General features: G+C 64.4%; 25 protein-coding genes, 1 tRNA gene and 1 pseudogene. 12 read left to right on the forward strand and 15 right to left on the reverse strand.

What is annotated here, in order from left to right; genetic code table 11:
- Nucleotides 1–50 precede the first annotated feature (50 nt).
- From mrdA to ACMGDH_RS08990, 6 genes are all read left to right on the forward strand, one after another.
- The gene (gene mrdA / locus ACMGDH_RS08965) at nt 51–1,997 is read left to right on the forward strand and encodes a penicillin-binding protein 2 (RefSeq protein ID WP_436828228.1); all 1,947 of its coding nucleotides are present in this window, start codon (nt 51–53) and stop codon (nt 1,995–1,997) included.
- A complete protein-coding gene (rodA, locus tag ACMGDH_RS08970; protein WP_436827602.1) occupies nt 1,994–3,130 on the forward strand; it encodes a rod shape-determining protein RodA in 1,137 nt (378 codons plus the stop codon). The genes mrdA and rodA overlap by 4 nt, the downstream gene beginning before the upstream one ends.
- A gap of 113 nt (nt 3,131–3,243) precedes the next feature.
- Nucleotides 3,244–3,319, forward strand: a tRNA-Lys gene (locus tag ACMGDH_RS08975).
- Nucleotides 3,320–3,518: 199 nt separating this feature from the next.
- Entirely contained in the window at nt 3,519–4,478 is a 960-nt protein-coding gene (locus ACMGDH_RS08980) for a DNA cytosine methyltransferase (RefSeq protein WP_436827603.1), read from the forward strand.
- 64 nt (nt 4,479–4,542) lie between these two features.
- Nucleotides 4,543–5,439 (forward strand): NaeI family type II restriction endonuclease, encoded by an 897-nt coding sequence (locus tag ACMGDH_RS08985; protein ID WP_436827604.1) that lies wholly within the window; start codon nt 4,543–4,545, stop codon nt 5,437–5,439.
- 28 nt (nt 5,440–5,467) lie between these two features.
- Nucleotides 5,468–5,863 carry a very short patch repair endonuclease gene (locus ACMGDH_RS08990; RefSeq protein WP_436828229.1) on the forward strand — a complete coding sequence of 132 codons (396 nt, stop codon included), beginning with the start codon at nt 5,468–5,470 and terminating at the stop codon, nt 5,861–5,863.
- Nucleotides 5,864–6,078: 215 nt separating this feature from the next.
- On the opposite strand, the gene ACMGDH_RS08995 is transcribed toward ACMGDH_RS08990, so the two are convergent.
- The 3 genes from ACMGDH_RS08995 to ACMGDH_RS09005 form a co-directional block, all read right to left on the reverse strand.
- Nucleotides 6,079–6,306 (reverse strand): YjzC family protein, encoded by a 228-nt coding sequence (locus tag ACMGDH_RS08995; protein ID WP_436827605.1) that lies wholly within the window; start codon nt 6,304–6,306, stop codon nt 6,079–6,081.
- A 92-nt stretch (nt 6,307–6,398) separates the two neighbouring features.
- Nucleotides 6,399–6,881 (reverse strand): DUF3987 domain-containing protein, encoded by a 483-nt coding sequence (locus ACMGDH_RS09000; protein ID WP_436827606.1) that lies wholly within the window; start codon nt 6,879–6,881, stop codon nt 6,399–6,401.
- Between the two features lie 197 nt (nt 6,882–7,078).
- Nucleotides 7,079–7,354 carry a helix-turn-helix transcriptional regulator gene (locus ACMGDH_RS09005; protein WP_197420713.1) on the reverse strand — a complete coding sequence of 92 codons (276 nt, stop codon included), beginning with the start codon at nt 7,352–7,354 and terminating at the stop codon, nt 7,079–7,081.
- A gap of 402 nt (nt 7,355–7,756) precedes the next feature.
- Here ACMGDH_RS09005 and ACMGDH_RS09010 point away from each other — a divergent pair, with 402 nt between their 5' ends.
- Nucleotides 7,757–8,338 (forward strand): hypothetical protein, encoded by a 582-nt coding sequence (locus ACMGDH_RS09010; RefSeq protein WP_436827607.1) that lies wholly within the window; start codon nt 7,757–7,759, stop codon nt 8,336–8,338.
- Between the two features lie 8 nt (nt 8,339–8,346).
- Here the strand turns inward: ACMGDH_RS09010 and ACMGDH_RS09015 are convergent, their stop codons facing one another.
- Entirely contained in the window at nt 8,347–9,672 is a 1,326-nt protein-coding gene (locus ACMGDH_RS09015) for a tyrosine-type recombinase/integrase (RefSeq protein ID WP_436827608.1), read from the reverse strand.
- 32 nt (nt 9,673–9,704) lie between these two features.
- Between ACMGDH_RS09015 and ACMGDH_RS09020 the strand changes: the two genes are divergently transcribed.
- Nucleotides 9,705–10,124, forward strand: a complete 420-nt coding sequence (locus ACMGDH_RS09020; protein ID WP_436827609.1) for a hypothetical protein — start codon at nt 9,705–9,707, stop codon at nt 10,122–10,124.
- A gap of 94 nt (nt 10,125–10,218) precedes the next feature.
- Complete coding sequence (locus ACMGDH_RS09025) at nt 10,219–11,895, forward strand: serine hydrolase (protein ID WP_436827610.1); 1,677 nt, start codon at nt 10,219–10,221, stop codon at nt 11,893–11,895.
- A gap of 160 nt (nt 11,896–12,055) precedes the next feature.
- Here ACMGDH_RS09025 and ACMGDH_RS09030 read toward each other — a convergent pair whose 3' ends face one another.
- The 4 genes and pseudogenes from ACMGDH_RS09030 to ACMGDH_RS09045 all read right to left on the reverse strand — a co-directional run.
- Nucleotides 12,056–13,504: an alpha/beta fold hydrolase gene (locus tag ACMGDH_RS09030; protein WP_436827611.1), complete on the reverse strand. Its 1,449-nt coding sequence runs from the start codon at nt 13,502–13,504 to the stop codon at nt 12,056–12,058.
- A complete protein-coding gene (locus ACMGDH_RS09035; RefSeq protein ID WP_436827612.1) occupies nt 13,501–13,995 on the reverse strand; it encodes a hypothetical protein in 495 nt (164 codons plus the stop codon). Before ACMGDH_RS09035 ends, ACMGDH_RS09030 begins: the two co-directional genes overlap by 4 nt.
- The gene (locus ACMGDH_RS09040) at nt 13,992–14,552 is read right to left on the reverse strand and encodes an RNA polymerase sigma factor (RefSeq protein WP_436827613.1); all 561 of its coding nucleotides are present in this window, start codon (nt 14,550–14,552) and stop codon (nt 13,992–13,994) included. The genes ACMGDH_RS09035 and ACMGDH_RS09040 overlap by 4 nt, the downstream gene beginning before the upstream one ends.
- A 330-nt stretch (nt 14,553–14,882) precedes the next feature.
- A pseudogene (locus ACMGDH_RS09045) lies at nt 14,883–15,074 on the reverse strand (IS110 family transposase); the annotation flags it as partial.
- A 247-nt stretch (nt 15,075–15,321) separates the two neighbouring features.
- On the opposite strand from ACMGDH_RS09045, the gene ACMGDH_RS09050 reads away from it, so the two are divergent.
- Nucleotides 15,322–18,345, forward strand: coding sequence for a glycosyl hydrolase (locus ACMGDH_RS09050; RefSeq protein ID WP_436827614.1), 3,024 nt, complete (start codon nt 15,322–15,324; stop codon nt 18,343–18,345).
- Nucleotides 18,346–18,358: 13 nt separating this feature from the next.
- On the opposite strand, the gene ACMGDH_RS09055 is transcribed toward ACMGDH_RS09050, so the two are convergent.
- Nucleotides 18,359–18,613 carry a hypothetical protein gene (locus tag ACMGDH_RS09055; RefSeq protein WP_436827615.1) on the reverse strand — a complete coding sequence of 85 codons (255 nt, stop codon included), beginning with the start codon at nt 18,611–18,613 and terminating at the stop codon, nt 18,359–18,361.
- Here ACMGDH_RS09055 and ACMGDH_RS09060 point away from each other — a divergent pair.
- On the forward strand, nt 18,606–19,850 hold the full coding sequence (locus ACMGDH_RS09060) for a glycoside hydrolase family protein (RefSeq protein ID WP_436827616.1): 1,245 nt from the start codon (nt 18,606–18,608) through the stop codon (nt 19,848–19,850). The genes ACMGDH_RS09055 and ACMGDH_RS09060 overlap by 8 nt on opposite strands.
- Nucleotides 19,851–19,878: 28 nt before the next feature.
- On the opposite strand, the gene ACMGDH_RS09065 is transcribed toward ACMGDH_RS09060, so the two are convergent.
- Genes ACMGDH_RS09065 through ACMGDH_RS09090 form a run of 6 tightly spaced genes read right to left on the reverse strand, consistent with a single transcriptional unit; the run spans nt 19,879 to nt 25,691 of the window.
- Complete coding sequence (locus ACMGDH_RS09065) at nt 19,879–21,075, reverse strand: GDSL-type esterase/lipase family protein (protein WP_436827617.1); 1,197 nt, start codon at nt 21,073–21,075, stop codon at nt 19,879–19,881.
- Entirely contained in the window at nt 21,072–21,713 is a 642-nt protein-coding gene (locus tag ACMGDH_RS09070; protein WP_436827618.1) for a 2-dehydro-3-deoxy-6-phosphogalactonate aldolase, read from the reverse strand. Before ACMGDH_RS09070 ends, ACMGDH_RS09065 begins: the two co-directional genes overlap by 4 nt.
- A 4-nt stretch (nt 21,714–21,717) precedes the next feature.
- Nucleotides 21,718–22,449, reverse strand: coding sequence for an SDR family NAD(P)-dependent oxidoreductase (locus ACMGDH_RS09075; protein WP_436827619.1), 732 nt, complete (start codon nt 22,447–22,449; stop codon nt 21,718–21,720).
- Nucleotides 22,439–23,506: a DUF4432 family protein gene (locus ACMGDH_RS09080; RefSeq protein ID WP_436827620.1), complete on the reverse strand. Its 1,068-nt coding sequence runs from the start codon at nt 23,504–23,506 to the stop codon at nt 22,439–22,441. The genes ACMGDH_RS09075 and ACMGDH_RS09080 overlap by 11 nt, the downstream gene beginning before the upstream one ends.
- Nucleotides 23,503–24,723 carry an MFS transporter gene (locus ACMGDH_RS09085; RefSeq protein ID WP_436827621.1) on the reverse strand — a complete coding sequence of 407 codons (1,221 nt, stop codon included), beginning with the start codon at nt 24,721–24,723 and terminating at the stop codon, nt 23,503–23,505. The genes ACMGDH_RS09080 and ACMGDH_RS09085 overlap by 4 nt, the downstream gene beginning before the upstream one ends.
- Nucleotides 24,720–25,691, reverse strand: a complete 972-nt coding sequence (locus ACMGDH_RS09090) for a 2-dehydro-3-deoxygalactonokinase (protein WP_436827622.1) — start codon at nt 25,689–25,691, stop codon at nt 24,720–24,722. The genes ACMGDH_RS09085 and ACMGDH_RS09090 overlap by 4 nt, the downstream gene beginning before the upstream one ends.
- Nucleotides 25,692–25,823: 132 nt before the next feature.
- Here ACMGDH_RS09090 and ACMGDH_RS09095 point away from each other — a divergent pair, with 132 nt between their 5' ends.
- The gene (locus ACMGDH_RS09095) at nt 25,824–26,555 is read left to right on the forward strand and encodes an IclR family transcriptional regulator (RefSeq protein WP_436827623.1); all 732 of its coding nucleotides are present in this window, start codon (nt 25,824–25,826) and stop codon (nt 26,553–26,555) included.
- Nucleotides 26,556–26,579: the final 24 nt, after the last annotated feature.

Here is a 26,579-nt window from a genome sequence, read left to right on the forward strand (position 1 = left end):
CGAGGATCAGCGACGCAGCCCAGACCTACAGTTTCTCGCGGCGCGCAGTGATGCTCGGCGGCGTGCAGGGTGCGGTGGCGCTCGTGCTCGCCGGACGGATGACTTGGCTCTCGGTCTATGAGAACGAACGCTATCGGCTGATGGCCGAAAGCAATCGCGTGAACCTGACGCTCACGCCGCCCCGGCGCGGCTGGCTGGTCGATCGCAACAACATCCCGCTCGCCAACAACCGCACCGATTTCCGCGTCGACCTGATCCCCGACCGGATGGAGGAGAGGGATAAGACGCTCGCCGCGCTTCAGCAGATCCTGCGCCTCACGCCCGAGGACATGGACCGGATCAAGACCGACCTGAAGCGCGCTTCCGGCTTCCGCCCGGTGCCGGTGATCGAGAATCTCGACTGGGAGCGGTTCGCGGCGGTGAGCGTGCGGCTGCCCGAGTTGCCTGGCGTCTCGCCGACGCGGGGCTTTGCGCGCAACTATCCATTGGGTGCGGCCGTGGGCCATCTGATCGGCTATGTCGGCGCAGCCTCGGCCGAACAATATCAGAAGGAGAAGGACCCGCTCCTCGTTACTCCCGGTTTCAAGCTGGGCAAGGACGGGCTCGAGAAAGTGCTCGAAAACCGGCTCCGCGGCACGCCGGGCGCCAAGCGTGTGGAAGTGACCGCGCGCGGCAAGCTGGTGCGCGAGCTCGCGACGCGTCCGGATCGTCCGGGCGAGACGGTGAAGCTCACCATCGACGCCGGCCTCCAGGAATATGCCGCCCGCCGGCTGGGCCCTGAATCGGGTTCGGCAGTGGTGGTGGATCTCATGACTGGCGGGCTGGTCGCGCTCTGCTCGATGCCTGCCTATGATCCCAACAGCTTTTCCGACGGGATCAGCCGCACCGAATGGGCGATGCTGTCCGAGGATGATCACATCCCGCTGATGAACAAGGCGCTCCAGGGCCTCTACCCGCCCGGCTCGACCTTCAAGCCCGCAACCGCGTTGGCGGCCCTGGGCGCCGGGATCGACGCCAACCGGGTGGTTTATTGTAATGGCGGCTACACGCTCGGCAACCGCCGCTTCGGCTGCCTGGGCCGGCATGGGCCGATGACGCTGCACACGGCGATCGCGCGTAGCTGCAACACCTATTTCTACACCGTCGGCCGCGACGTTGGGATCGAGGCGATCGCTGCTGCTGCACGAAAGCTGGGGCTGGGCGCCGAATATCCGCTTCCCCTTCCCTCACAGCGCTATGGCACGGTGCCCGACGCGGGGTGGAAGCAACGGCGGCACAAGCAGAGCTGGACCGCCGCGGACACGCTCAACGTGTCGATCGGCCAAGGCTATCTGCTCGTGAGCCCGCTGCAGCTCGCGGTGTTCGCGGCGCGCGTGGCGTCTGGACGGGCGATCATGCCGTCATTGCTCGCCGGAAACACCGCCGTCGCCCAGCCGCTGGATTTTCCGGCGGAGCATCTCGCCGCAGTGCGTTCGGGAATGGACGAAGTGGTGAACGGCCATGGCACCGCGGGCCGCAGCAAGCTTCCCTTCCCCGACATCCGCATGGGCGGAAAGACCGGCACCGCGCAGGTGCGCCGGATCAGCGGGGGCGCACGCGGCGGGCTCAACGTGCCGTGGAAATATCGCGATCACGGCCTGTTCATCTGCTTCGCGCCGGTTGATAATCCACGCTACGCCGCTGCAGTGGTGATCGAGCATGGCATGTCGGGTTCGGGTGCGGCCGCACCGGTAGCGCGTGACCTGCTCACCTTTCTGTTCGACCGGTCCCGCGCGATGGAGACGCTTGCGGCGCTCGAGAGAGGCTGGGGTGGGGATTATCGCACGCGCATGGCGGCGCAGGCGGACGCGTTCCGCGCCGCGCAACAGGCGCCGCCTGCCCCTCCGCCCGAAGACGCTTCCGCGGCGGTGACCAACGCCGCAGAGGCCGCCGCGAACGCAACCGGCGTGCCGGCGGTCGACGCGGGCGAAAGGATCGTACCGGAGGACGCAGAATGAGCCGCCTCGATTCCTCCTCGGCTACGACGCGCAGCTTCGTCCCCGCCCCGCTCGCGCAGTTTCCCTGGCGCGTGATCCTGCTGGTGATCGCGATCGGCGGCTTCGGGCTGATCGTCCTCTATTCGGCGGCGGGAGGAAGCCTTGAACCCTGGGCCTTCTCGCAGGGCGTCCGCTTCGCGGTTTTCCTGGTGATGGCGCTGGTGCTTTCCCGCGTTCCCGAGAGCTTCTGGGCGCTTGCCGCCCTTCCCCTCTACGCGGTGATCCTGCTCATGCTGATTGGGGTCGAGGCGCTCGGCGCGGTCGCTGGCGGCAGCCAGCGCTGGCTCGACCTGGGCGTGATCCGGATCCAGCCTTCCGAGTTGATGAAGCCCGCGATCGTGCTCGCGCTGGCGCGCTTCTACGAGATGCTGCCCGTCGGCGAGATCCGCAAGTTCGGCGCGATATGGCCGGCGGGAGTGCTCATCGGGCTTCCAGCCGGACTGGTGATGCTGCAGCCGGACCTCGGGACTGCGCTGATGATCACGTTCGGCGGGCTCACCGTGATGTTCCTCGCCGGCATCCCACTCCGCTTGTTCATCGGCGGAGCGCTGGGGGTCGCGATCATGATACCCATCGCGGTCAACTTCCTGCTGCACGAGTATCAGCGCAACCGCGTGCTCATCTTCCTCAATCCCGAAAGCGACCCACTCGGCACCGGCTATCACATCAGCCAGTCCAAGATCGCGATCGGCTCCGGCGGCATTTTCGGCAAGGGGTTCCTCAACGGCACGCAGAGCCACCTCGATTACCTGCCCGAGGGGCATACCGACTTCGCCCTGGCCACGATGATGGAGGAATGGGGGCTGCTCGGCGGGCTGTTCGTGATCATCGCCTTCGCGATCCTGATCGGCTGGGGGATCAACGTGGGGGTGCGTGCCAAGAGCCGGTTCGGGCGGCTCACCGCGGCGGCGCTATCGGCGACGATCTTTTTCTACTGCGCGATCAACATGGGAATGGTGATGGGCCTCGCACCGGTGGTGGGCATTCCGCTGCCGATGATCAGCTTCGGCGGGACCGCACTGATGACGGTGATGATCTGCTTCGGAATCCTGATGTCGATCGACCGCCAGAGTCGACAGGTCCAGCGCTGGTAGGCCCGCGGCAAGATTTGCAATTTTAGGGTTTACAACGCGCGAAACCGGGTGCTAACGGCGCCCCTCCAAACGCGGCGGCGCAGACACCATATGCGCCTCAAGCAGCCCGGAATGGACGCATAGCTCAGTTGGTAGAGCAGCTGACTCTTAATCAGCGGGTCCTAGGTTCGAGCCCTAGTGCGTCCACCACTTTCTGTTGTAACTTCAAATAGATAGCGAAGACTCCACGCTTGTCGAGGCAGGTACGTGCACGCTCGTAAGGCGGTCGTAAGTATGCGCCGGACATGCACGGAAGTGCTTTCCCGTCTTCAGGCGTTTCGCTACCTTTACCGCGCCAGCCGATTCCGGTAAGAACAGACTGAGAACGCTTGTCGTAGGGGAACTGACCATGCTCACATCGCTCGAACTCTGCGCGGGCGCCGGGGGTCAAGCGCTTGGCCTTGAGCAAGCCGGTTTCGAGCACGAGGGGCTAGTCGAGATCGACAGCCATTGTTGCGAGACTCTTCGCCAGAATCGACCTTCGTGGTCAGTCTACGAGGAGGACCTGCGGCTGTTCAAGGCGAGAGCTGCTAACTTCAAAGGGGTCGATCTGGTTGCCGGTGGCTTGCCCTGCCCGCCATTCTCTGTCGCGGGCAAGCAGCTGGGACCGCGGGATGAGCGAAACCTATTCCCCGATGCTTTGGACATCATCGACGCCGTGCGCCCCAAGGCTGTGATGATCGAGAACGTGCGCGGATTTCTAAGTGCCGTATTTCAGGACTACCGAGAGGGGTTGAAGAAGCAGCTTAAGCAGTTGGGCTACACTACCGACTGGCGCCTTCTGAACGCTTCCGACTTCGGAGTTCCGCAGCTTCGGCCACGCGTGGTCATAGTAGCCGTCCAGAGCAGCCTATCTGAGAACTTTGAGTGGCCGGATGCGGACCATCATAATCCACCCTCCGTCGGGTCTGTGCTATTCGATCAAATTGCTGCACGCGGTTGGATCGGTGCGAAGCGGTGGCGTGACCAGGCTGACGAAATTGCTCCGACGCTGGTTGGGGGTTCTAAGAAGCATGGTGGTCCAGACCTGGGTCCGACGCGGGCGAAGCAGGCCTGGGCGTCGCTGGGGGTGAACGGCCTGAGCTTGGCCAACGAGGCGCCAGACCCCGACTTTGTGGGTATGCCGCGGCTGACGGTTCCGATGGTCGCGCGGCTCCAAGGCTTCCCCGACGATTGGAAATTTTCAGGGAAGAAGACTGCTGCCTATCGTCAGGTCGGCAACGCTTTTCCGCCCCCGGTCGCTCGCGCTGTGGCTCAGCGATTGGTTGAAGCACTTACGGCCCGTCGTGTGAATCGACTGCGGGCCTAACGACCTTCCAAAGTCGGGTTAGGTAGCCCATCATCTCCTCGCGAATCGGGGAGATGGCTCAACCTTGCGTACCAACATTCCGGCGAGCGTTTGTTCCGTTGGCCACACCTACTTCGACCAGCTCAGCGCGATTAGGAACGAACTCCTCAGTCGCGGTGGCGGACTCGCCAACATCCAGCGAGAGATTCCGCAGCTTCTGCGCGAAACCATCGACGATGTGATTCAGACCTCACGGACTGGTCGGCGGTCTTATGAGGAGCTGGAGAAGACCGAGAAGACTTACATTGGCACGCGGGTAGAGATCATGATTCGATCGTTCTTCCGCCTGCCGAAAGGTCGCCTCGACCTCCAAATCCTGGGGGCTGACGCCGACGTGAAGTTCACCATCGGCAACAATTGGATGATGCCCCGCGAGGTGATCGGGCACCCCTGCCTATTGCTGGCAGCGGATGAGGAACGTTCCCGTTGCTACTTCGGGCTATTCATCGCTGACGATTTATACCTCTCGACGAGCAGCAATCAGGACAAGAAAAAGAGCATCTCCGCTGCCGGTTTTGCGCACATCATGTGGCTGCTGAACGCGCATCCTCTCCCTCCGAACTTTTGGCGCTCGATCCCGCCGAAAGCCGCAAGCACTATCGCAGGGCAACCGACTGGCAACGAGCGCGTCATGGCCCTCTTCCGCGAGGTGCAGGACCGACCCATTCCGCGAGATGTCATCGAGGCAACTGCTAGGCAAAAGGATTTCATGCGCCGTATCCGCGCAGATGGAGGGAGGGGCACGCGCGATAACCTCGCTCGGGAAGGCATCCTGCTTATGTCAGGTAAGTATGACGCCCTCCTGATTAGAGCCTTGGGGCTTGAAGCTGTGGGGTCGAGTGAGTTTATTTCTCACACCCCAAGCACTGACGAAGAGCGCGCAATAGCACAGCGGTACGGGATTAGGCTTGGTGGCGGATAAGATAACGCCCGAGCGCCGCAGCGAGAATATGCGACGCATCCGTTCAAAGGATACCAAGCCCGAGTTAGTCGTCCGCAGGATCCTCTACAGCGCGGGGTATCGCTATCGGCTTCATGGCAAGGGGCTGCCTGGCAAGCCCGACGTCGTATTTTCGGCGCGCCGAAAAGTGATCTTTATTCACGGTTGCTTCTGGCACCAGCACGAGGAGGCCGCGTGCTTGGATGGTCGGAAGCCGAAATCAAACACTGCCTATTGGCATTCCAAGCTCGCTCGCAATGTCGATCGTGACCTCCTGCGGGTCCGGCAACTCGAAGCACTTGGCTGGGAGGTTCTAACCGTGTGGGACTGCGAGACTCGTGACCGCGACAAGCTAGCTAAGCGGCTAGGCTCTTTCCTCGGGGCACCGCGTCTTATGAGGCACTGACCACACGGATCGGTACCGCGGGATTAGCGAGCTACTACAGGCGATTAGCTCGCGGAACCGACTGATTTGGATTTTGAAGTTGCCCGGCCAAAAAAAAGACGGCCCTAGGGGCCGCCTTAGTGTGGCTATCGCACGCCTCGGTCTTCAATCGTAGGCACCGATGGATATGAACCGGTACAGCATCTGGTGTCTCTGTTGCCGCCCGCTGCCCGTGGTTAGGAACTCATTCGGTGGTGTGTCTCGCCTCGGCTAGTGCTTGTGGTTGCGGTTAGTGCTTGGTCGGATCGACCAGGCGGTAGCCCATACCGGGGCTTCGGCGTAGGCGGTAGCGGTTCACCGCGAGTGACGGTGCGTTCGCTGCCAGTGCTACCACCACGCGGTCCGACCTGCTCATACTGACCAGAACGGGGCGCGGTTTGGCCGGGCTTAAAAGTCTTGCTCATGTTTCCTCCTTTCTCGCCGCTGACCACAACCTATAGTGGCGGGGTCAGCGAGTGGACACATCATGAGCCGTTCCAGTCGCCGCGCAAGAGAGTTAACGACGTAGGAACAAAAGAGATACGAACTGTGATATTGAGGTCACAGGTGGCGACCTCAGCGCGACCGAAGAGATGAGGCGCTCACGCACCTCGGCGGCGATGGGGTGGGCCGCCCGCGCGTTGATCGGCCCGGTGAACAGGTTGTCCACGCTCGTCTTGCGCTCGCCGCTCGCCGCCACGGTCAGCAGGTACAGCGTGGACGGCCCGACTAGGTTGGCGTTGCGGCGCACGCCGAAGCGGGTCTGCACGGCGGTAGAGACGGCAGCCAGGGCGCTCGCCGCGATCAGCGCGACCGGAGCCTGCACGTAGCTGGCGACCTCCCGCACGGCGTCGCGGATCAACACGGGTAAGGCCGTGAGCGGGTAAGGGTCGCTCTGCTCGGCCTCGGTCAGGGGCCTCGGCGTCGGGAGTACGACGGGCTTCCCGAAGTCTGCGAAGTCGGGGACGACCGGCCTGGCGAAGTCTGCGAGTTCAACCACGGTGCGATCCTCCCGACACGGGTGCAGGACACGGGTTCACTTGCGCGGCGGTGCCGCGGGCTGGTACAAGGTGCATGGCTTCATGGGCCTCTGATTGAAGCGGTGGGGTGTGGTTAGAGTCCACTCCGCCGCTTCTTCGTTGGGGGTCTTCCGGTCGTCTTCCGACACGGACGGGGCGCACGAGATCAGCCGCTGGATCAGCGACTTACTGCGGCCGGACGCCTGACTGCTGATCCGGCGTTCGCTTGGGCGGCGGGGCTGTACGCGCTGGTGCTGCTGAACTTGCGCGCGTCTCGCCACGCGATCACGTCTGCTTGGTCGTAGGCGACGCCCGACTGCGGGGAATCCCCGAGTTTGATGAACGCGGGTCCGCGTCCTTTGTGGCGCCAGAGCTTCAGCGTGTTGCGCGAGATGCCGAGCAGGGCAGCTGTCTGCACCGTATCGAGCAGACGCATTTGTGGTGAACTGGTCATCGGTTTCGAGGCCTCCGTATGAAAGGGGCCTCGACAACTCCGCCGAGGTATTCACCCGCGACCGGCCGAACCGATGGCTTACTCAGCGCGCTGATCGCGGGCCGAAACGGGCGTCGCGGCGACGTGCCGCTGGTGACCCCAAGCGGGGTCGCAGGTGTTGTTAGGTTATCGCTTTTGCATCTAGCAAGCACTTATTTTCGTTGGATTTTAAGAGGCGTCCAGGGCCGAAAAGGCCGCTCCGCTACCCAGGTAGCCGGGCACGTGCAGAAGCGCTGGACGCCCCCTTCCTGGTCGCTGGCGCTACGGCCGGAGCGCCACCACGTTGGCAACGCGCGTCATCCGCCTCTTTGACAGTACAATGGCGGCCCCTGACAACGGCACGCCGCTAAGGTAACATGTCGAATGAGCAGCGCTCCTGACCCTAACGAACAGGCCGAACGGGACGAGTTCGACATACACTACAAGAAGTTTTTCGAGCTGATCGGCCATTGCGTGACGCTGTACCAATCGGTCGAGGACTATCTTGATGACGTATTTGGTGCAGCGCTTGGTGGCAACCAAGCCCGCGCTGCTGCGATCTTCGCCGTAGCGCGGGGCTTGGAGGCCAAGCTGAATGTCATCACGGCGGCGCTGATCGGACGCGACGATGATCTTGCAACGCTCTGGCCTGGACTGTTGGCCCGCGTGGCCAACGCAGCAAAGGCTCGCAATGAGATTGCACACGCGAGTCCACTCAAGCGAGGCGGTACCATCAAGGTCGTGCTGGACCGCGAGCAGAGGAAGACTGTCAGCGTCGAGCGAACAGAGAAGGATCGCATGGAACTGCGAAAACGCACGAAGAACGGGGAAACGACACGGCTTCTTGATGATTTATTCGACGAGTACCACCGCACTGAAAAGGTGTTCCACAACCTTATCGGCTTCGTAAAGCTTCTCCGCGGCGAGGCGCCAGCCGCCCACCTCTTGGAAGGCCTGACGCCCTAGATGTCGCCTCAGGCTCGCAGCGCCACCACGTTGGCACCGCTGGCCTGCGCCGCTGCGACCTGCCCCTGCTGCTCGATCCAGTCGCCGATCTTCTGCACGTCGGGTTGCAGCCAGCCCAGGTTCGTGAGGTCGAGGTAGTTGCGGGCGGTCACATCCTCCTGCGCGGGCTTGTGGCCGGTCAGTAGGTCCGTGGCGAACTTCTCCAGACGACACTCGCGCATCGCGTAGTTCGTAAAGGAGCGGCGCAGGTCATGCAGGCTGAGGTGCCGACCGGCGACTTCGCTCACCGTCTCCATCGCGCTCCGCGCGTCCATGATCCGGCCCGCCTTTGACCAGCTCGGGAAGACGTAGGGGCTGCGGTCCGCGCCGGTGTCCGCCGCCAGCTTGTCGGCACGCGCCATGCGGTCGCGGAGCAGCGCCGCGGCCTGGGAAGCCAGCGGCAGCGTGATGGGCTCACCACGCTTGCGCTGGTCGAGGTGCCAGGAGCACTCGGCAGGGTCGTCGGACAGGTGCACACGGTCCCAGGTCAGCGCCGCGCCCTCGTCGCGCCGCGCGCCCGTGAGCAGGAGGAATATGGTCAGGTCGATCCCTGCCAGCGCGTCCCGGCTGCGCGGATTCTCCCGCGCCTCATGCAGCGTGTTCCACACCGCGCCTACCCTGCCCCGGTCCACGTAGCGCTCAGTGCGGCTCCCCAGCTTGGCCCAGTGGTGCTTGAGCGCGCCGACCGGATTGTGGGTGATGAGCGGCGACCCGTCCGCGCGCCGGTACTCGTCCATGGCGAAGTTGAACAGGATGCGCAGGGTGACCATCGCCGCGTTCGCACTGGCGGGCGCGGCCCGCTTGCCGTCCAGCCCGCCCCTCATCATCTCAGCGTGGCGATCCTTCACCATGTCGCGCGTGATGCCGGCGATTGGCTTGTCCCGCCAGGAGGCGAACACCTGCTCGATGTGGCGACGGTACTCCGCGGCAGTCGAGGCGCGCAGCTTGCCGGGGCGGCCGACGTAGGCGTCCAGCACCGTCTGGAGCGTGACTTGGGTTGCCTTCTGTTCGCGCGCCACCTCGCGCGGGTCGATGCCCTGCTCGAACTGGTGGCGGTACTCGTCGGCCTTGCGCCGCGCCTCGTCTACGGTCCAGGCCCCGTAGCTGCCGATGGTGACCCGCACGTCCGTGTTGGTGCCCCGGACGCGGCCCTGCGCGATGAACTTGGCCAGTCCGGTGGGCGTGACGCGCAGGCCGAAGCCCTTGGCATCCTTGTCCCAGTAGAGCACGTCCGACTTGCGACCCGGCTTGGCCACGCGGTCGATGTTCGTCTTGGTCAGCTTGAGCTGCGGCATGAGTAAGCGCTCCATAAGTTACCCGTAAGTTGATGGGCAGAACTTACGATACGCTCTATCTGCTGACCGATGAGAAAAATGGCCGGATTCTGCGCCTGGCGCGGGCCAATGAGCATCCGCGCGACAAAATCCATAGCCGCGTTGACCATTCCATGGTCCCTGCCCCAGATCTTAACGCGTTAGCATTTGATCAAGACGCGTTTGCCAGGTTTGCAGGCCCTGTTTGTCTCAAACCTTTCCTGCCAGACTCCACCACGACCACCGAAAGCATTGACGAGTTTGTGAAAAACGGGCGGACCTACACCAGCTGCATGTCCAAAAAGATCGAAGCACAACGTCGAAAATCGCGCGGGCTGCTGCAGCGCGCGCAAAAGTTGGATGAGGTCGAGGCGATGGCCAGGGAAAGGAACGAGTTCGCTGGTGCGCTGGCGACCTACGAACCATCACCCTAGTTCGGTTGGAGAATGTTGCCGTTCTCGCGCAGCAGGCATTTGCATCCAGGAACCGATAGATTACAGATGTAGTCGTTCTTTGGGAGCGCTCCGGATGAAGCGGTTGGCGGCGATTATGCTGTGGGTTCTGGCAGCGCCCACAGGAGCGCACGAACCACAAGATGGCCAGCAGGTCAAAGCAGCCGACATCGATGCTCTGTTCAATCGGTGGAAAGAACCCGGCAGCCCCGGCTGCGCAGTCTCGGTGACGCAGCGGCAACATCTGCTATTCAAGGGCGGCTATGGCAGCGCCATCCTTGAGGCCCCAACGCCCAATACCCCGGCCACGATCTTTCACATCGCCTCCACCTCCAAGCAGTTCACGGCGTTTGCGATCTATCTGCTCCAGGCAGATGGCAAGCTGTCGGTCGAGGACGATGTACGCAAATACGTCCCTGAGCTGCACGATTTCGGCCATCCGATCAGGCTTGCCGACCTGCTCCATCACAGGAGCGGCCTGCGCGATCAATGGAGCCTGCTGGCGTTGGCCGGGCGACGCCTGGAGGACGTGATCACCCAGGAGGACGTGATCCGCGCAATCCTTGCCCAGCGCGAGCTCAACTTCCCGACCGGAAGCCGGTTCGCCTATTCCAATTCCAACTATACCTTGCTCGCGTTGGTGGTGGAGCGGGTATCCGGGCAATCGTTCGGCGAATTTATGGCCAGGCGGGTGTTCGAACCGCTCGGGATGGCAAGCACCTGGGTACAGGATGATTTTCGGCGCGTGCGCACCGGCCGCGCCCAGCCCTATGCCCCTGGATCCAAAGGGTTTGAGCGTCGCTCGCTGCCTTATTCGAGCTATGGCGCGACGAGCATACAGACCAATGTCGAGGATATGGCGCGCTGGGCGATGAATCTCGATCAGCCAAGGATCGGAACGCGGGCGATGATCGACGCCATGCTCACCACACCGCAGGACGGCACGCGTCGGGCGGCTGCCTATGCGTCAGGCTTCGAGATCGGGCGCTACCGCGGCGCCGTGACGGTCGAGCATAGCGGAACCGATCCCGGCTATGTCGCTGATTTCCTGATGCTGCCGGAACATCATCTGGCGATCAGCCTCCTGTGCAACACCGAGGGGCTGAACCCGGTCGAACTCACCCGTAAGATCGCCGATCTCTACCTTGGCGACACCCTCGCACCTCAGGCAAAGATCAAGCGGGAACCGGTAGCGCTCGATGCGCAGCACCTTGCCGGCTTCGCCGGCACTTATAAGGAGGAGCCGGGGGTCCTGTTCGCCGTCGCGCTGCGAGGCGGCAAGCTCTTCATGCAGGAGCGGGACGAGATGACCGCGTTCGGCCAACGCGATTTCTTCCTGGCGAATGCGCCGGTGACCTTCAGCTTTCCTGACGAAGCGACGCTCATCATCCATGAGCCCGATCATGACCGGATCGCCAGGCGCGTCGCCACGACCGCGGTTCCCGATCTGACGCCGGCACGCATGCAAGACTATGTCGGCAGTTACTACAGCCCGGAGCTCAGGACGATCTACACCGTGTCCATTCGCGGCAGCCAGATGTGGCTGAGCGGGCCGGGAAACGAAACCGCCATCCGCCAACGCGAAGCACCCTTGCGCGAAGCCGACGCATTCTACACCGACTCCGTGGTCGGGTCCTTGCAGTTCCGGCGAGACAGCCGGGGAAAGATCAGCGAACTGGCCCTGTCGAACGGCCGCGTCATCAATTTGCGCTTCGTGAAGCTTCACGACGGTCTGCCGACTCTTCGAAGCTGATGTTGCGGTCGCAACATCCATCGACCGTGTCTCCATGAGAGTCCGTTGTCCAGCGTCTGCAAGTGCGGGCTATCGGCATGGCCGCTTGCTGTCCCGCAACTTTCAACAGTTATCGCGGGATAGCCGCCGAACACGCCGGCGGAGGCTCTGACCGATTGCATTACCGCTGGAATGGGATCGCTGGCAGACGCACGCTGTCCACAGCAATCGGTCGGTCACGCAGGAAGTCGCGTAGCAGGGGCTGGATGTCGGGATTGCCAAAGAGGTCGAACTGGTGCGCGCCGTTTTCGACTACGATCACCTTCGAACGTGGCAGGTCCGCGGCAATCTCTTGAGCGTTCTCGACGGGCGTGCGTACATCGAGGTCTCCAACGAGAAGGAGCGCCGGCACGCCGCTGCGCACTGGCTCGCGAAAGCCGGGCCCGAGATCCGCATCGGGCCAAGTCTCCCGTAGATCCATCATTGGAAAATTCATCGCATTGCCCAGCAGTGCATCGCGGGCCTCCCGCCGGATCCGGTTCAAGCGCGCCGGGCTGGCATATGATGCGAGATCCATCATATATTTCATCGCCGACCCAAGTCGCCATTGCGTGCGCATTGCCAGCGCGATCGGCCCGATGCGGCTAAAGTCGCCGGCGGCCATTTCCCGATACGCGATCGGCAGCGTCGCCAGTGCTCGCGGATCGCCGAGCGCCTGCGCGGTCAGCCATTGCAGGTCGAACGACCCGATCGTAACCTTGTGCTGCACGCCGCCCGGACCGGCGACCGTCACCGTCACTGGCGCCCGGTAAAGCCGCTCGAAGACTGTGCGCATGTTAGCGGGCAGCTCGGGAACGCCCGCCCGTTCGCCGATGCGACGGATCACGGCATCCGTTTGCGAGGGCAGCTTGAACGTGTGATCCGTGCCTTCGGGACTGACCAATATAAGTCGCGCGACGCTGTTAGGGTGACGTCGGACTGTCGCGAGCGCGAGATGCGAGCCATAGCTGCGACCCCATAGATTCATGGTGGAATAGCCGAATGCGCGCCGGACGGCGTCGACATCATCGGCACTTTCTACGGTCGTATAGGAGGGGAGCCGTATGCCGTCCGCGGCGAAACGCCCTGCAGCAACCCGGGAAGCGCGCTCCATCAGCGGCAACCATGTCGAAATGGAGCCGGGTGCATCAAGCGGAAGCAGCGTCGGCGCGGCTAGCGCAAGGCTCGGCCGCGACCGCCCGGCGCCGCGCTGGTCGAAACTCATCACATCCCCGCCCGTCAAATCGAGCAAGGTAGCAGCCTCCCGTTCGGACAAGGCCGACACCAGCCGAGTGCCTGAATCGCCGGGACCGCCTGCGAGCAGCGTGTTCACGGTCGCTTCCGCCGCTCCCGCCCAGCGCAGCCGGATGACCGCCAGATCGATCCTTCGTGCGTGCGCTTCGGCGCCCGTTCGCTGCTCGGGGACGCTTACGAAGCCAGTCGTGATTTCCATCGCACGCCCATCCGGAGCGGCGATCTTGCGGATTTGGGCCTGCCGAATAGCGGGCTCCGTCGATCGGGCATGCACTGGAGCCGCGACCATTACTGCGGCGATCGTCAGCACGGCGCCAAGCAGCCGGCGCGCGCTCATCGTGCGCCTCCAGCGCGAAGGGCCTCGAGCTCACGTCTGCGATCCGTCAGCGCCACCAGTCGCGCGCGGGCGCGCGCAAGCAGCATCGCGGAGACGGCGACAAGCGCGAGCCCAAGCCCGCCGGCGGCGAGACCCGCTGGCGCATTTGTCGTAATCCAAATCGCAAATGCGCCGGCTGCGAAGACCGACGTGAAGATCACCGCCAGCCATCCGGCAATGACGCGCTGACGCGCGAAAAGCACCCGGCGCTGTGTGAACACCCACGCCGCATAACCAGTCCAGACCGCGCCGATGGTTGCTAACACCGTCAAGGCAATGCGGGTGCGCAGCGGCAAGTCCGGCTCCGTCAGCAAAAGCGCGGTGAGGATCACGGTCATCGCTAGCGCTGCCGCGAGCAACGCGCCATGCGTTATGCGCGAGCGCGGCGAAAGCTCGATCTTGGCTATCCGCCGGGCGTTGTCGACCGCCTCAGCATCCCGGGTCACGTTCACATCAAGTCCCCTTTTCTCAATTCGCGGCGCAGCAGGCGCCTCGCGCGGTGCAGCCGTGATTTGACCGTGCCAGCGGGTATCGAAAGCGCATTGGCGGTTTCTTCGATCGTCAGCTCCTGCAAATAGAACAGCGTCAGAATTTCACGTTCTATTGGCGGAAGCCGCGCCAGTTCGATCTCCATGCTTTCGAGATCACCGTAATCGTCCTGGAGTTCGTCGTTAACTGCGTGATCGGCATCGTCACCGAGCGATGTAAACGCCTGGTATCGGCGGCGAATCGTGTCGATGAAAGCCCGGTGCGCGATGCCAAATAGCCAGGAGCGAAACCGGCTTGGGTCGTGGAGACGAGCGATTCCGCGAAGGACCCGTAACCAAATATCCTGCGTCAGTTCAGCCGCCGCGTCCCGGTTCTCCGACACGTGCACGGCGTAATTGGCGACAGGACCTGCCCACCGCGCGACCAGTTCATCGAACGCGTGGCGCTCACGCAGTTGGCAGCGGATGACGAGCAGCTCGTCGTCAATCTGTATCTCTTCACTAGCGCCAGTTCGACCCATCGTTCACCCCTCGGTTCGTCTTTGTAGTCGGGGCTTGGCGAAAAAGGTTCACGGTGTTGACAGAACTCCAGTCATACCCCGAAGAGTGGATGTCGACTGTCGCCGGATCGGCCGCACAAGCGGCTGCTTTTGGCCGATTAACCTTTGAAGCTGTACGGCGACTCTTGGGGCGCATTCCCGTCCGGCAGCTTGCGCCACGACCTTACCAGCGTTCGTGGACTCACCAGAATGGCGGCTTGCGCTGGCGCGTTAGGCGAAAGCAGACGTCATGCGGCCGTGGAGCAGAATAGCGCCGTGCCATCGCCGATACCAAGGACCCCATGTTCAGTGCTCGCGGGCCCAGTAATGGGAATTGTTGCAGGCCTCGATGCCAACGAGGCATGGTGGCAGCTTCGCGAAGAATGGCAGCATCCTTGCTCGCGTCAGCCGACGGCGGATCAGAACCTCGCCATCCGCGCCCACCCCATGCACCTGGAACACCGACTTCGCGATATCCAGACCGATCGTCGCAATCTTCTCCATCGTGGCTCTCCTTCCAGCTCAACCCCGCGATACTACCGCAAGGGGGGTGGAGAGCCGTCCACAGCATCAGATGCGGACAGGCGGCTTACAGGAGAGGCGCGCAAAGAGCGGACTTGCAAAGCACTCCTTCACAAAGGAGCAGCAAACGCCCTGAATCGATGTCCATCTATCAGAATCCATAGAGCATCGTTGCTATTTTAGTAATATCGTGATTTTTGGTGCCGCATTGAAAAGTGGCGAGGGCGAAATGTTCAGGAACGACCGCTGCCGGATTGGCGCTATCGCGCTGGCTGCGATCGTGGCGGTCCTTTGCCGGCCTCTCTCTGCCAACGAATTGGAGACCGGCTTCGCCTCGCCTCCGCGAGATGCCCGGCCGCTCGGCTGGTGGCACTGGATCAACGGTAATGTCACCATCGAAGGTATCGATGCCGATCTCAAGGCCGCAAAAACGGCGGGAATGGGTGGCGTTCAGATGTTCGACGTCGAAATCTATGCGCCGCCGGGCCCTGTACGCTACGGCTCTGACGTGTGGTTCGCGCATGTCCGCCACGCGATCCGGCGGGCGGCTGCGCTCGGACTTGAATTCCATGTGATGAACACCCCCGGCTGGTCGGCGAGCGGTGGGCCGTGGGTCACACCGCAGCTCTCGATGAAGCGGCTAGTGTGGAGCGAGACCAATATCGCCGGCGGCACGGTGTCGGCATCACTTCCGCGTCCGGAACTTACCCTCGCCTATCCTGAGCGTGCGGTATCGACGCAGCCCTTCTACGCGGATGTGGCCGTCATTGCGGTGCCCGCCACCACGCCGCGTGTGAGGGATATCGAAAAGAAGATCGGCTGGGGGCGCAAGCCCGTCACACGGGACATGCAGGTGCTGGCCGGGATTCCCGCGGATCGGGTTATCATTCTTTCGGGCAAGATGGATTCTGCCGGGCGGCTCAAAGCAAAGCTGCCGCGCGGCAATTGGACGATCCTGCGCTTCGGCTACACCACTACCGGCAAGACCAACCATCCGGCGCAACCCGAAGGTCACGGGCTGGAGATCGACAAGTTCGACGCAGAGGCGGTCGCCTTTCAGTTCGATCGCTCGATCGGCCGGATGATCCGCGAAGCCGGTCCCCTCGCCGGGACCACGTTCAACGCGATCCTGTTCGACAGTTTCGAAGGCGGGTACCAGAACTGGACCGCTGCGATGCTGGCGGAATTCTCCCGGCTGAAGGGCTATTCGCTGCTACGCTGGCTGCCCGTGCTGACCGGACGCGTGGTGGAATCCTCAGCCGCGAGTGAGGCGGTGCTGTGGGACTTCCGCCAGGTGATCGAGGAGCTGATCGCCGAGAATTATTTCGGTACGATGCACCGCCTCGCCGCACGTCATGGGATGAAGATCTATTCCGAATCCCAGGGGGGCCCCGTCACGCCGATGTCCGCCAACCGGCATGTCGACGTGCCGATGAACGAGTTCTGGATGCCCGACGCCGCGCCTCGGGCCGCCAGCATCCGGATGACGACCTCTGCGGCTACCTTCCTCGGCCGAAAAATGGTGGCCGCTGAGGCGTTCACCGCCACGCCGGAGAATGGCCGCTTTCAGAACACCCCCGCCACCCTCAAGCGTGCGGGCGATCATGCCTTCGCGCTTGGGCTGAACCGGTTCGCCTTTCACAGCTTTACCCACCAGCCAGTGACGGCGGCCGCGCCGGGCTTCGGCCTTGGCCGCTATGGCACCCATTTCGGACGGCTCAACACCTGGTGGCCCTATGCCAGCGCCTGGATCGAATATCTGTCGCGCAGCCAGTTCCTGCTTCAACAGGGGACCCGCGTCGCCGATGTCTGCTTCTTGGTTGACGAGGATCTTGGGTACGCACTGCCCAAGTCGATCGTGGGTTCGCTGCCGGGCCATGATTTCGAAGTGGCTTACCCGGCGGACGTGCGTGCCATGTCGGTCGAGCGCGGCGTGCTCAAGCATCCTCGCGGTGCCGCATTCCGCCTGCTCGTCACGCCCGAGCCGCAGACCTCCCAAGGCTGGGTCGCGGAGATCGCGACGCTCCGCAAGCTGGTGTCGCTAGTCCGTGCGGGCGCGACACTCGCCGGCCCGGCGCCGGCCGCGCCCGCCGGGTTCAACGATGTGAAGCGCAGGGACGAGTTCGACCGGCTCGTCAACGCGCTGTGGCGCGGACTGCCCGCGCGCGGCTTCAAGCGGGTGGGTGCGGGTAAGGTCTATGCAGGCCTCACTCCGGCGGAGATTCTGCGCACCGAGCAAGTCGCGCCCGACCTGCAGTGGGACGCACCAATGGCGGAACTTCGCTATCTTCATCGCCGAACGGACGGCGCCGACATCTACTATGTGTTCAACTATTCGGACCAACCGCGGCGGGCGCGGATCGTCCTGCGCACCCCGGATCGCGTGCCCGAGATCTGGGACGCAATGCGCGGCACGCGGGCCGATGCGCCGATCTTCGAGCGGACCGCGACCGGCATATCGGTACCCATGCAGTTCGAGCCATGGGGCTCGAAGTTCGTGGTTCTCCGCAGGCCTTTAGGCACGCGCTGGGTCGGTGACGCGAGTGCGGCCAGCCTCAACATACTGGACAAGCCCGGCATGCTGCTGGCGCAGGCGCGATCGGCTCGGCTGAAGCTGTCGGATGGATCAGTCCGCGACGTCCGCCTGCCGGCACTCCCCGCGCCGGTGACGATCGATCGGAACTGGCGAATCGAGTTCCCGGCGCTCGCTGCGGCGGGAGCATCCCGGCCCCTCGATCGACTCGCCTCTTGGGCAGAGAGCGCCGATCCGGCCATCCGCTATCATTCGGGGACGGGAATCTACCGCACCCGCATCGAGCTCCCCGCGATGCGCGGCGGAATGGTCGCGATGCTCGACCTCGGCCGCGTGGCGGACATCGCCCGCGTCCGCATGAACGGACACGATGCCGGGATCGCGTGGAGCCCGCCCTTCCGCCTCGACGTCACCCCCTATCTGCGGGCGGGGACCAATATGCTCGAAATCCATGTCGCGAACCGCTGGGTCAATCGCCTGATCGGCGACGAGGCGATCCCGGTGAACGTGGAGTATCAGAAGAACGGAAGCCGCTTCACCGACGGGCGGATCGCCAGCCTTCCCGCTTGGCTCTATCGCCCCAATGGCCGTCACGAATGGCCGCGGCACAGCTTCACCACCTGGAAACACTATGACGCGGATTCGCCGCTGCTGCCTGCGGGGTTGTTGGGACCAGTGAAAATCGAATGGTGGCATGCGATTCTTACTGCTGCAGATTAAATTGCTTTTATAGTCACATTACTGGATATCCTTTAGTCGCGACCGGCTGCTCAAGCCGGCGCGAACTGGAGGAGAGGAATATGACCAAGCGTGCCAAACTGCTCGTGGCCGGCGGGGTGTGCCTGACCGGCGCCGCGCTCGCATCCTCTGTATCTATGATAGCGTCAAATAATGCTGCCGGTTCGGGCAGAATCGAAATCACACCTTCGCAACCAGAAGCGACCGCACTTAGTTCGGCGCCGACAAACTCGGCGGTGTCGATGTCCACAGCCAGCCTCGCGGCGCCGACGCTTCAAATTCCCAGCGGGTCGCCAATTGAGACTTTCCACGACTCCGCAGTCGACAAATGCGGAACGGCGGAAATCCGGCAGGACGGGCCAGTGCGCGTGTTCGAGGATCAGTTCAACGTCATCCATATGACGGTCTCGAACGCGCAGGCGGCCGCGTATCAATGGACCGGATCGGTGACCGGCTTCACCAACAATCCCAAAACCGCCGCGCTCGACTGCACGCCGGTGATGCTTGGCTATGTCAACAACAGCGACGTCAGCAAGTTCGACGAGAAGACATGGATTCAGGGCTTCCACTTCGACGGTACGACTGCCTGGGCCTATGGTCATCAGGATCATTGGGGGGGCCTGCCGCGTTTCAACAACACCAACTGCCACAAATCGGGCGACACCTATGAGGATCCGGACGGTGCCGGTCCCCTGCCCGCCCCGGAACGCCGTCCCGGCTGCTGGTATGCATCGATTGCGACCTGGAAGGCGAACCCGGTGTCGAGCGCGGACCGGCACCTGAACTTCACGCGCAACGGCGCGGCGCCGAACCACACCGCCATCTATCCCCATGTCCAGTACCCGGGCGATCTGCAAACGCCGAAATCCGGTTGGATCGGCTATGGCGCACCCTCCAACATCTTCCGCGGCCGGAATCAGGACGGCACCACCGACGGCTATTGGTATATGTTCGCCTATACCAATTCCGGATTCGCGAGCCAGCCCAAGGGCGTGTGCCTGTTCCGCAGCAACAATCCGGCCGACCAGACGAGCTGGCGGGCATGGAACGGCAACACCACCACGCCGGGCTTCACCCAAGTGATGGGCAATCCCTACACCACCACCAACTCGCCCTGCGCGGTGGTGCAGCCGGTGCTGTTCAACACCTATGTCCGCAGCGTCGTGTGGCACAAGCCGTCGCGCCACTACATCGCGATCTACCGCGTCGGCGCCACCGGGGTCTATTGGGCGACCTCGCCCGACATGCTCAACTGGACCCAGGGCGGGGAGTTGCTGGCTTCGGACAGCGACGCCGCGAGCTATCCGGTACTGATCGATTTCGACGGCGGCGACTGGGGCGACAGCAATTTCGACCGCGCCTATGACAATGGCAAGCTCTACCTCTTCTATCGCAAAAAGGTCTCGGGCGCCGTCCGCATCACACGGCGGCTGGTCGATGTGACCAACTATCCGGCCGATCCGCCCAGCTCGAGCAATCCCGGCTGATCAGTCAAATACCCGGATACCCGCGCCGTCAGTGGCGCGGGTGTTTGGGATAGAGCAGGTCCAGCGGCACCGCATCCGCCATCGCTCGATACCCGGCGGGGCCCGGGTGCAGGCGGTCGCCGCTGTCATAAGCGGGACGCAACGCCAGCGGATCGGCGGGATCGGCGCCGATCCGGTCGAAGTCGATCACTGCGTCATAGAGCTGGCTTGTGCGGATGAAACGGTTGAGCGCGGCGCGTACTCCCTCGCGCTCGGCAGTGAATCCCTGGCGGCGCGTGGGCAGCAGCGTCGCACCAATCACGCGCAGTCCGCGCAGCTTGGCGCGGACTGCGAGCTGGGCATGTGCCTGAATCAACGCCTCGGCGCGGATCCGGGTGCCGTAGATGTCGTTGACCCCCTCGAACAGCACGAGCGTGTGCACACCGGGAAGCATCGCGATATCGCGATCGAAGCGCGCGAGCGCGTTCTCGCCCGCACCCGGGCGCTGCGCGGTGATCCGGTTGCCTGAGATGCCGAGATTGGCGAGGCCCAGTGGCAAGGCGCCGGACCTCGCCGCCACACGCCGCGCGAGGAAATCGACCCAGCCCAAATAGCCGCCACGCGGTTCGGCGCCGCTATCGGTGATTGAATCGCCCAGAAAGGCGACGGTTCCCGCGTTGGTCCCCTCCCCGATCAGGGCGTCGAGGAAGAACCAGTGCGGCACACGCGTGGGGAACGCTCCCGCATCCTCGGTGGCGCCGAAGTCTCCCGGCGCGGATAACCAGGACCAATCCTTCGGGCGCAAATGGCCGGTGACCGCCGATAGCGTTCCGCGCACCGCGATACTGACCAGGAGATCGGCGCCGGCAGCAATCCGAAACGCGACCGGATCGCTGACCACGCTCGCTCCCGCCGGAATCGAGATCGAATCTCGCCCCCCGAACGCGAGCTCGCGATTCGTGCCCCACCGCACCGCCGCGCCCGAGTCCCTGAGCCCGAGATATGACGAGACGATCTCGAGCGGTTCGCTGCCGAAGGCGTTGCTGATCCTGATGCGCGCGGTTGGCGCACTGGCGGTGGCGCGCAAGGCGACCCGTATCGTCTGGTCGGCGATCGAATAGTCGAGCCGGTCGACCGCTGCCGCCCATAGCGTGAAGGGAGACAGTCTGGCTGAAGAGGGCGCGCGCGCGACGGCCGCGACGGGAATGGCCGCCGTGATCGCGAGCAACGATCGCCGGCCGATCATTGCGGCGGCTGACCGACCGCCTGCCAGGCTGCGACAATCGCCCGGGCGCGCTCGCCGGTTTCGGGGACCGACTGGCCTGGGCGGTAGAGCGCGGTGCCGATGCCGAAGCCGCTCGCCCCTGCCTCGACAAAGGCCCGATAATCTTCCTCCGAGATGCCGCCGACAGCATAGACGGGCATGCCTCGGGGCAACACGGCACGCCATGCGGCCAGCGTCGCCGCACCGAGCGGACCCGCTGGAAACAGCTTGAGCGCGGTCGCGCCGGCGTCGATCGCGGCAAAGGCTTCGCTGGCGGTGGCGACGCCCGGCATCACGGCGAGACCGAGCGATGCGCCGCGCGCGATCACGTCGGGGTTCGTGTTGGGCGCGAGGATCAGCGTAGCGCCCGCACCCGCAGCGCGCTCGACCGAGGCTATGTCCACCACCGTCCCGGCGCCGATCACCGCGCGATCGCCGAATGCGTCGGCGAGCGCGGCGATGCTCGCAAAGGATTCGGGCGAATTGAGCGGCACCTCGATCATCGTGAATCCCGAGTCGAGCAGCACTGCACCGGTCTCGATCACCGCGTCCGGCGTGATCCCCCGCAGGATCGGGATCAACGGCAGTCGCGCGCTCGCCTGGCGGAACGATTGCGTCATCGCATCACCGGCGGGTGATTCCCGCCCCGCCGTCGATCCCGACCACGGTACCGGTGATCCATGCGGAAGCATCGGAGGAAAGGAACAGGATCAGGTCGGCGACATCCTCGGCCGTGCCGAGCCGGCCCAGCGGGTGCCTGCGCACATTCGCCGCGCGCGCCGCAGCGGGATCCGGCGCACGATCGAAGGAGGCACGCAGCATCGGCGTATCGACCGAAGCGGGCGCAACGCCATTGGCGCGAATCCCGGTTTCGGCGACTTCGAGCGCAAAGGTCTTGAGGAAGGTTTCGAGCGCACCCTTCGATGCGGCATAGGCGGCCAACCCCGGCGCCCCCATCCGCGCGTTGATCGACGAGACGAAGGTGAACACCCCTCTCCCCGCCCGCTGCATGTCCGGCGCGAAGGCCTGCACCAGGCGAAGCGCGCCGCCGACATTGACATCATAGACGCGCAGGAACGCCCCGGATGACGATTGTAGCGTTCCAGCAAACTCGGTCGCCGCCGCGGCATGGACGACGATCGTCGGCGCACCGAACTGACTGCGCACCGCGTCAGCCGCTGCCGTTACGGCGGCGTCATCCGCGAGATCGCAGGCGAACCCGACATCGCCGATCGCCGGCGCCACGAGATCAAGCGCGACGACCCGCGCGCCGGCCGCGGCGAACCGCTCGCATACCGCTGCGCCAATGCCGCCGGCGGCGCCGGTCACCACCGCAATCTCACCGTCAAGCCGCATCGGCGTCCTCCCAACTGAGCGCACCACCCCATGCGACGCTGCTTATGGGCCGCGCATCCGCCGTGAACAGCGTCGCCTCGATCCGTGTTTGCCTGCGTTCGCCGGGTGCAAGCGTGACTGCCGTACCGCGTGCGAGGGCATCCGCTACGGACGGCAAGTCGCAGCAGGGCTCGAGCGCCAGCATCGTCCGCGCGCCATACCAGGGATAGTCGTCGCCGCCACCCAACAGGCGCCAATAGCCAAGCAGCGGAAAGAGCGCCTTGTCCCAGCGTAACGCAACCCCGGCGCCGCGCCGCGGGTTGCGAACCGCGAACCAGCCGCTCGCCAGGTCCTCGCATCGCACGAAGTCCTGCGCATTATCGCGGTCGGCCGGAATGACCGACAGGTCCTGATCCGCGAGCATCGGCCAGGCTGCGCGCACGCCGGGCCGAAGCGTCGCTGCAGGGGGCGGCGTCTCGGCGGTGGCAATGGTGCAGGCGGGGAGGTCCACCTTGCTGCCCGCCTCGATCAGCGGCGCACCGAAGGTCGGATGATGACCCCACAGCATTTCGAGCGCGTGCGCGGCCTCGCTCGTGACCACTTCGTCGATGACCAGCGTGGCGCCTGCCTCATCGAGCGCGATGCGCCGCTCGATCACCAGCGGCGTCCGCCGGAGCCGCGTCCAGGCGCGGATCGCCACGCCCGCCGGATCGTCGCGCTCAATGGCATAGTCCCAAGGCAGGAAGGTCGCTTCGCCGTGCTGGCCGTAGCTGGCACCACGATGCTCGCACGGACCCGGGCCGTTAGGCAGCATGACATACCAGCCGCCAGGAAACTGGTCGCGGAAGGCACCGAGCGCGAGCGACGACGAAGCGATGGTCCCCGGCGGCGCGAGCCCCGCCGGCGCCTGGTGAAGCGTTTCGGTGTCGCTCGGCTTGTGCGTGAGCTCGACAAGGTCGCAACCTTTGTCCAGCACGAAGACCGCGCGGAGTTGCGCATTCTCGAGGCTGACACAGCGATGGCCGCGCCACAGGTACTCACGCAGCCGGGCGCCGTGGTTGCGGTGGGGACCGATCATTGGCCCGACTCTACGGGTTTGCCCGCGGTCGCGCGGGCTACCAGCCAGCCGATCGGATGGAGCGTCGCCATCACGAGGAAGACGGTGCCATAGTCACGCGTCGCGGCGAAGGCGCCGACGAGCTGAGTCGAGATGATCCCGCCGATCCCGCTGCCCGCGGCGATCAGTCCAAAGATCGTTGCCACCCGCGCCTGCGGAAAGCGATCCACGGCGAGCGTCGTGAGGTTGCCAAGGAACATCATGTGCGACAGCGCGACGAGCGCGGCGAGTGCATAGGTGACCGGAAGCGAAGGCTGCAGCGCGATCAGCGCCCCCAGCGGCGCGAGGCAGGCGCCCATCCCCATCACCTTGAGGCGCGATGTGATCGGTGCGGCGCCACGGCGAACAAAACGGCCCGACAGCAGCCCACCGCCAACGCTGCCGATATCCGCCGCGAGGTACACGAGCCACGCGGTGGCAGCGATCGCGGCGAGCGAGAGCCCGCGCGCATCACCCAGATATTTGGGGAACCAGAACAGGTAGAAATACCAGACCGGATCGGTGATCGTCCGCGCAAGTGCGAGACCCCAGACCGACTTGTCGCTGAGGATCGCCCCGATCGAGGGCTTCTCGACGGCGGCGCCGGCCACCGCCTCGCTGGGCTGACCGTGGCGCAGCGCAAGCCACGCCGCGATCCACACGAACCCTAGCGCGCCGGTCGCCATGAACGCGGCGCGCCAGCCATAGCTGAGCGCAAGCCAGCCGATCAGCGGCGGCGCGATCGTCGCGCCCACCATTGCCCCGGCGGTATAGACGCCGACCGCGAACCCGCGTTCGTGCGGCGCATAATGTTCGGAAACCGCCTTGGGCGCGGCGACATAGTTGCCGGCCTCACCGAGCCCGAGCGTGAAACGTGCCGCGCCGAGTTGGCCGGCACTATGGACCAGCCCCGTCACCATATTAGCGATCGACCACCAGCCGACGAACAGCGCCAGCGCGACCTTCGAACCGAGGCGATCGGTGATCCAGCCTACGACGAAGTATGCGAGTGTGTAGGCGATCAGGAAAAGCTGGACGACGTGGGCATAGCCGATGTCGTCGATTCCCAGATCCGCCTGGATCGTGGTCGCCAGGATCGAGAGCGTCTGGCGATCGACATAGTTGAGGACGGTCGAGAAGAAGAGCAGCGCGAGGATCGCCCAGCGCACCTTCGCGCGCGGCATGACGCCCGCGGTCACGCCGGCACCCGTTGCGCATGCCCGGCGAGCGCGGCGAGTCCAGCCAGGCTGGCGGCGTGGGCATCGCCCATCGCATGGGCAATCCCCAGTCGATCGAGCACGGCCGCATAGAGCGGCGAGAGCGCCGGGGCGCCGATCAGCGCGACATGATCCACCGCTTCGCCCGCCGCCGCCAACGCCGCGATAGCGTCACGCACCTCGCACCCGATCAGCAGGCCGGAAAGATAGGGCCGCGCGGCGTCGGGCGACAGTGCGCCGGTGACGAGCAGGCTGCGCGCCGAGAACACTGCATGCTCGAACGCGAGCCGCGTGTCAGACACTGCCGTCTCGACGCCTCGAACGAAGGCGGGATCGTCCGCCGCGATCACACTGCCCGGCGCGGCTTGCGCCATGCCGCGCCCGACCAGGCTGTGCGCGACCAGGATCTCGAACATCTCGCCGGTCATACTGGTGAAGAAGCGCGTGACTCGATCACCGGCGACGCTGCACCATTTGGCGTGGGTGCCGGGGAGGCACAGCGTGCGGCGCCCCTCGCCAGGGGCGTCCTCCAACCATCCGAAGACCTGCGCCTCCTCACCGCGCATCACGTCCGGCAAGCCGAAGATGTTGATGCAGGAAATGCCTGGAACGATCGCGATCTGCACGCCGCGCGCCTCGAACCGGGTCATCCCGGCCGCGAGATCGTCGCGGCTCGCGGGGCACGGCGCATAGGGGCAATCGATCCAGCCGACGTTGGAACCCACCATCCCCGCGAGCACCACCGGCAGCGGACCTTCGCGCTCGATCCAGAGACTGGCGACGTCAAAAAAGGCAGCTTCGGGATCGTCACAGAATTTGATGCCCGGACCGTTCGCCGTCTCAAGCACGCGCGCGGGCGCGCCGTCCTCACACAGGTGCAGCCGCATGACACTGGAGCCCCAATCACCCGCAATAAAACGCCCACTCGCCACGCAAACCTCCCCGCGCACACTGGCACCTGAGCCGAGACCTCCATCTAAAATGTTGCGGATTTAGCGACAAGTCAATCCGGACCTGTCATAGTCAATTGCGCTTGGCAGTCGCATGGATCATGTCGTGTCGAACGAGCGACCATCAGAGGAATGCCTGCAGTGCGGCCCAAACCCAATGCCCAACCGAACCAGAGCCTGATCGACGGCATCGCGACGCTTCAGGCGCTCGCCGTCTCCCCGGAGCCGGTCGGCAATCGCGAGCTCGCGCGCAAGCTGGGCTTCAACCCGACGCGGGTCAATCGGCTGCTCAAGACGCTGGCCTATCTCGGCATCGCGCGACAGACCGCGAACCGCAAATACACCGCCGGTCCCGGCATGCATGTCCTTGCCGCGCAGAGTCTGTTCGCGTCGCGCTTCGTGCAGAACGCGATGCCGGCGCTCGAGGAGCTGCGCCGCTTCGAGCTGACCATCGCGATGGGCGTGCTGTGGAACCATGATGTGAGCTACCTTTTCCACGCCCCGCCGGGCATGGAGACCGCGCAGGCGCTCGGCCGCATCGGCCTGCTCCCCGCGAGCGAGAACGGCATTGGCGTCGCGCTGCTCGCAGAGTTCGACGAGGCGCATCTGATCGAGCTCTATGAAGGTGAGAATGTCCCAGGTTATCCGGGCGGCGTGAACGACCTGCTGAACGTCCTGCGCGAAACGCGAGCGCAGGGCTACGCGCGCGTCCGCGTGGGAGAGAACCAGGACCGGCATACCATCGCGATCGGCGTCTCCAACCCCGCCTTCGCCGCGATCGGCATGTCGGGCTGGATTCCCGAGGAAGCGACCTCCGAGATCGTCGCCGCGCTGCGAGCCGCAGCCGCCAAGATCGCCGAATGATCGGGGCAATTGTTGCGGCAACTG

It is taken from the genome of Sphingomonas radicis (assembly GCF_051400635.1).
Classification (GTDB): domain Bacteria; phylum Pseudomonadota; class Alphaproteobacteria; order Sphingomonadales; family Sphingomonadaceae; genus Sphingomonas.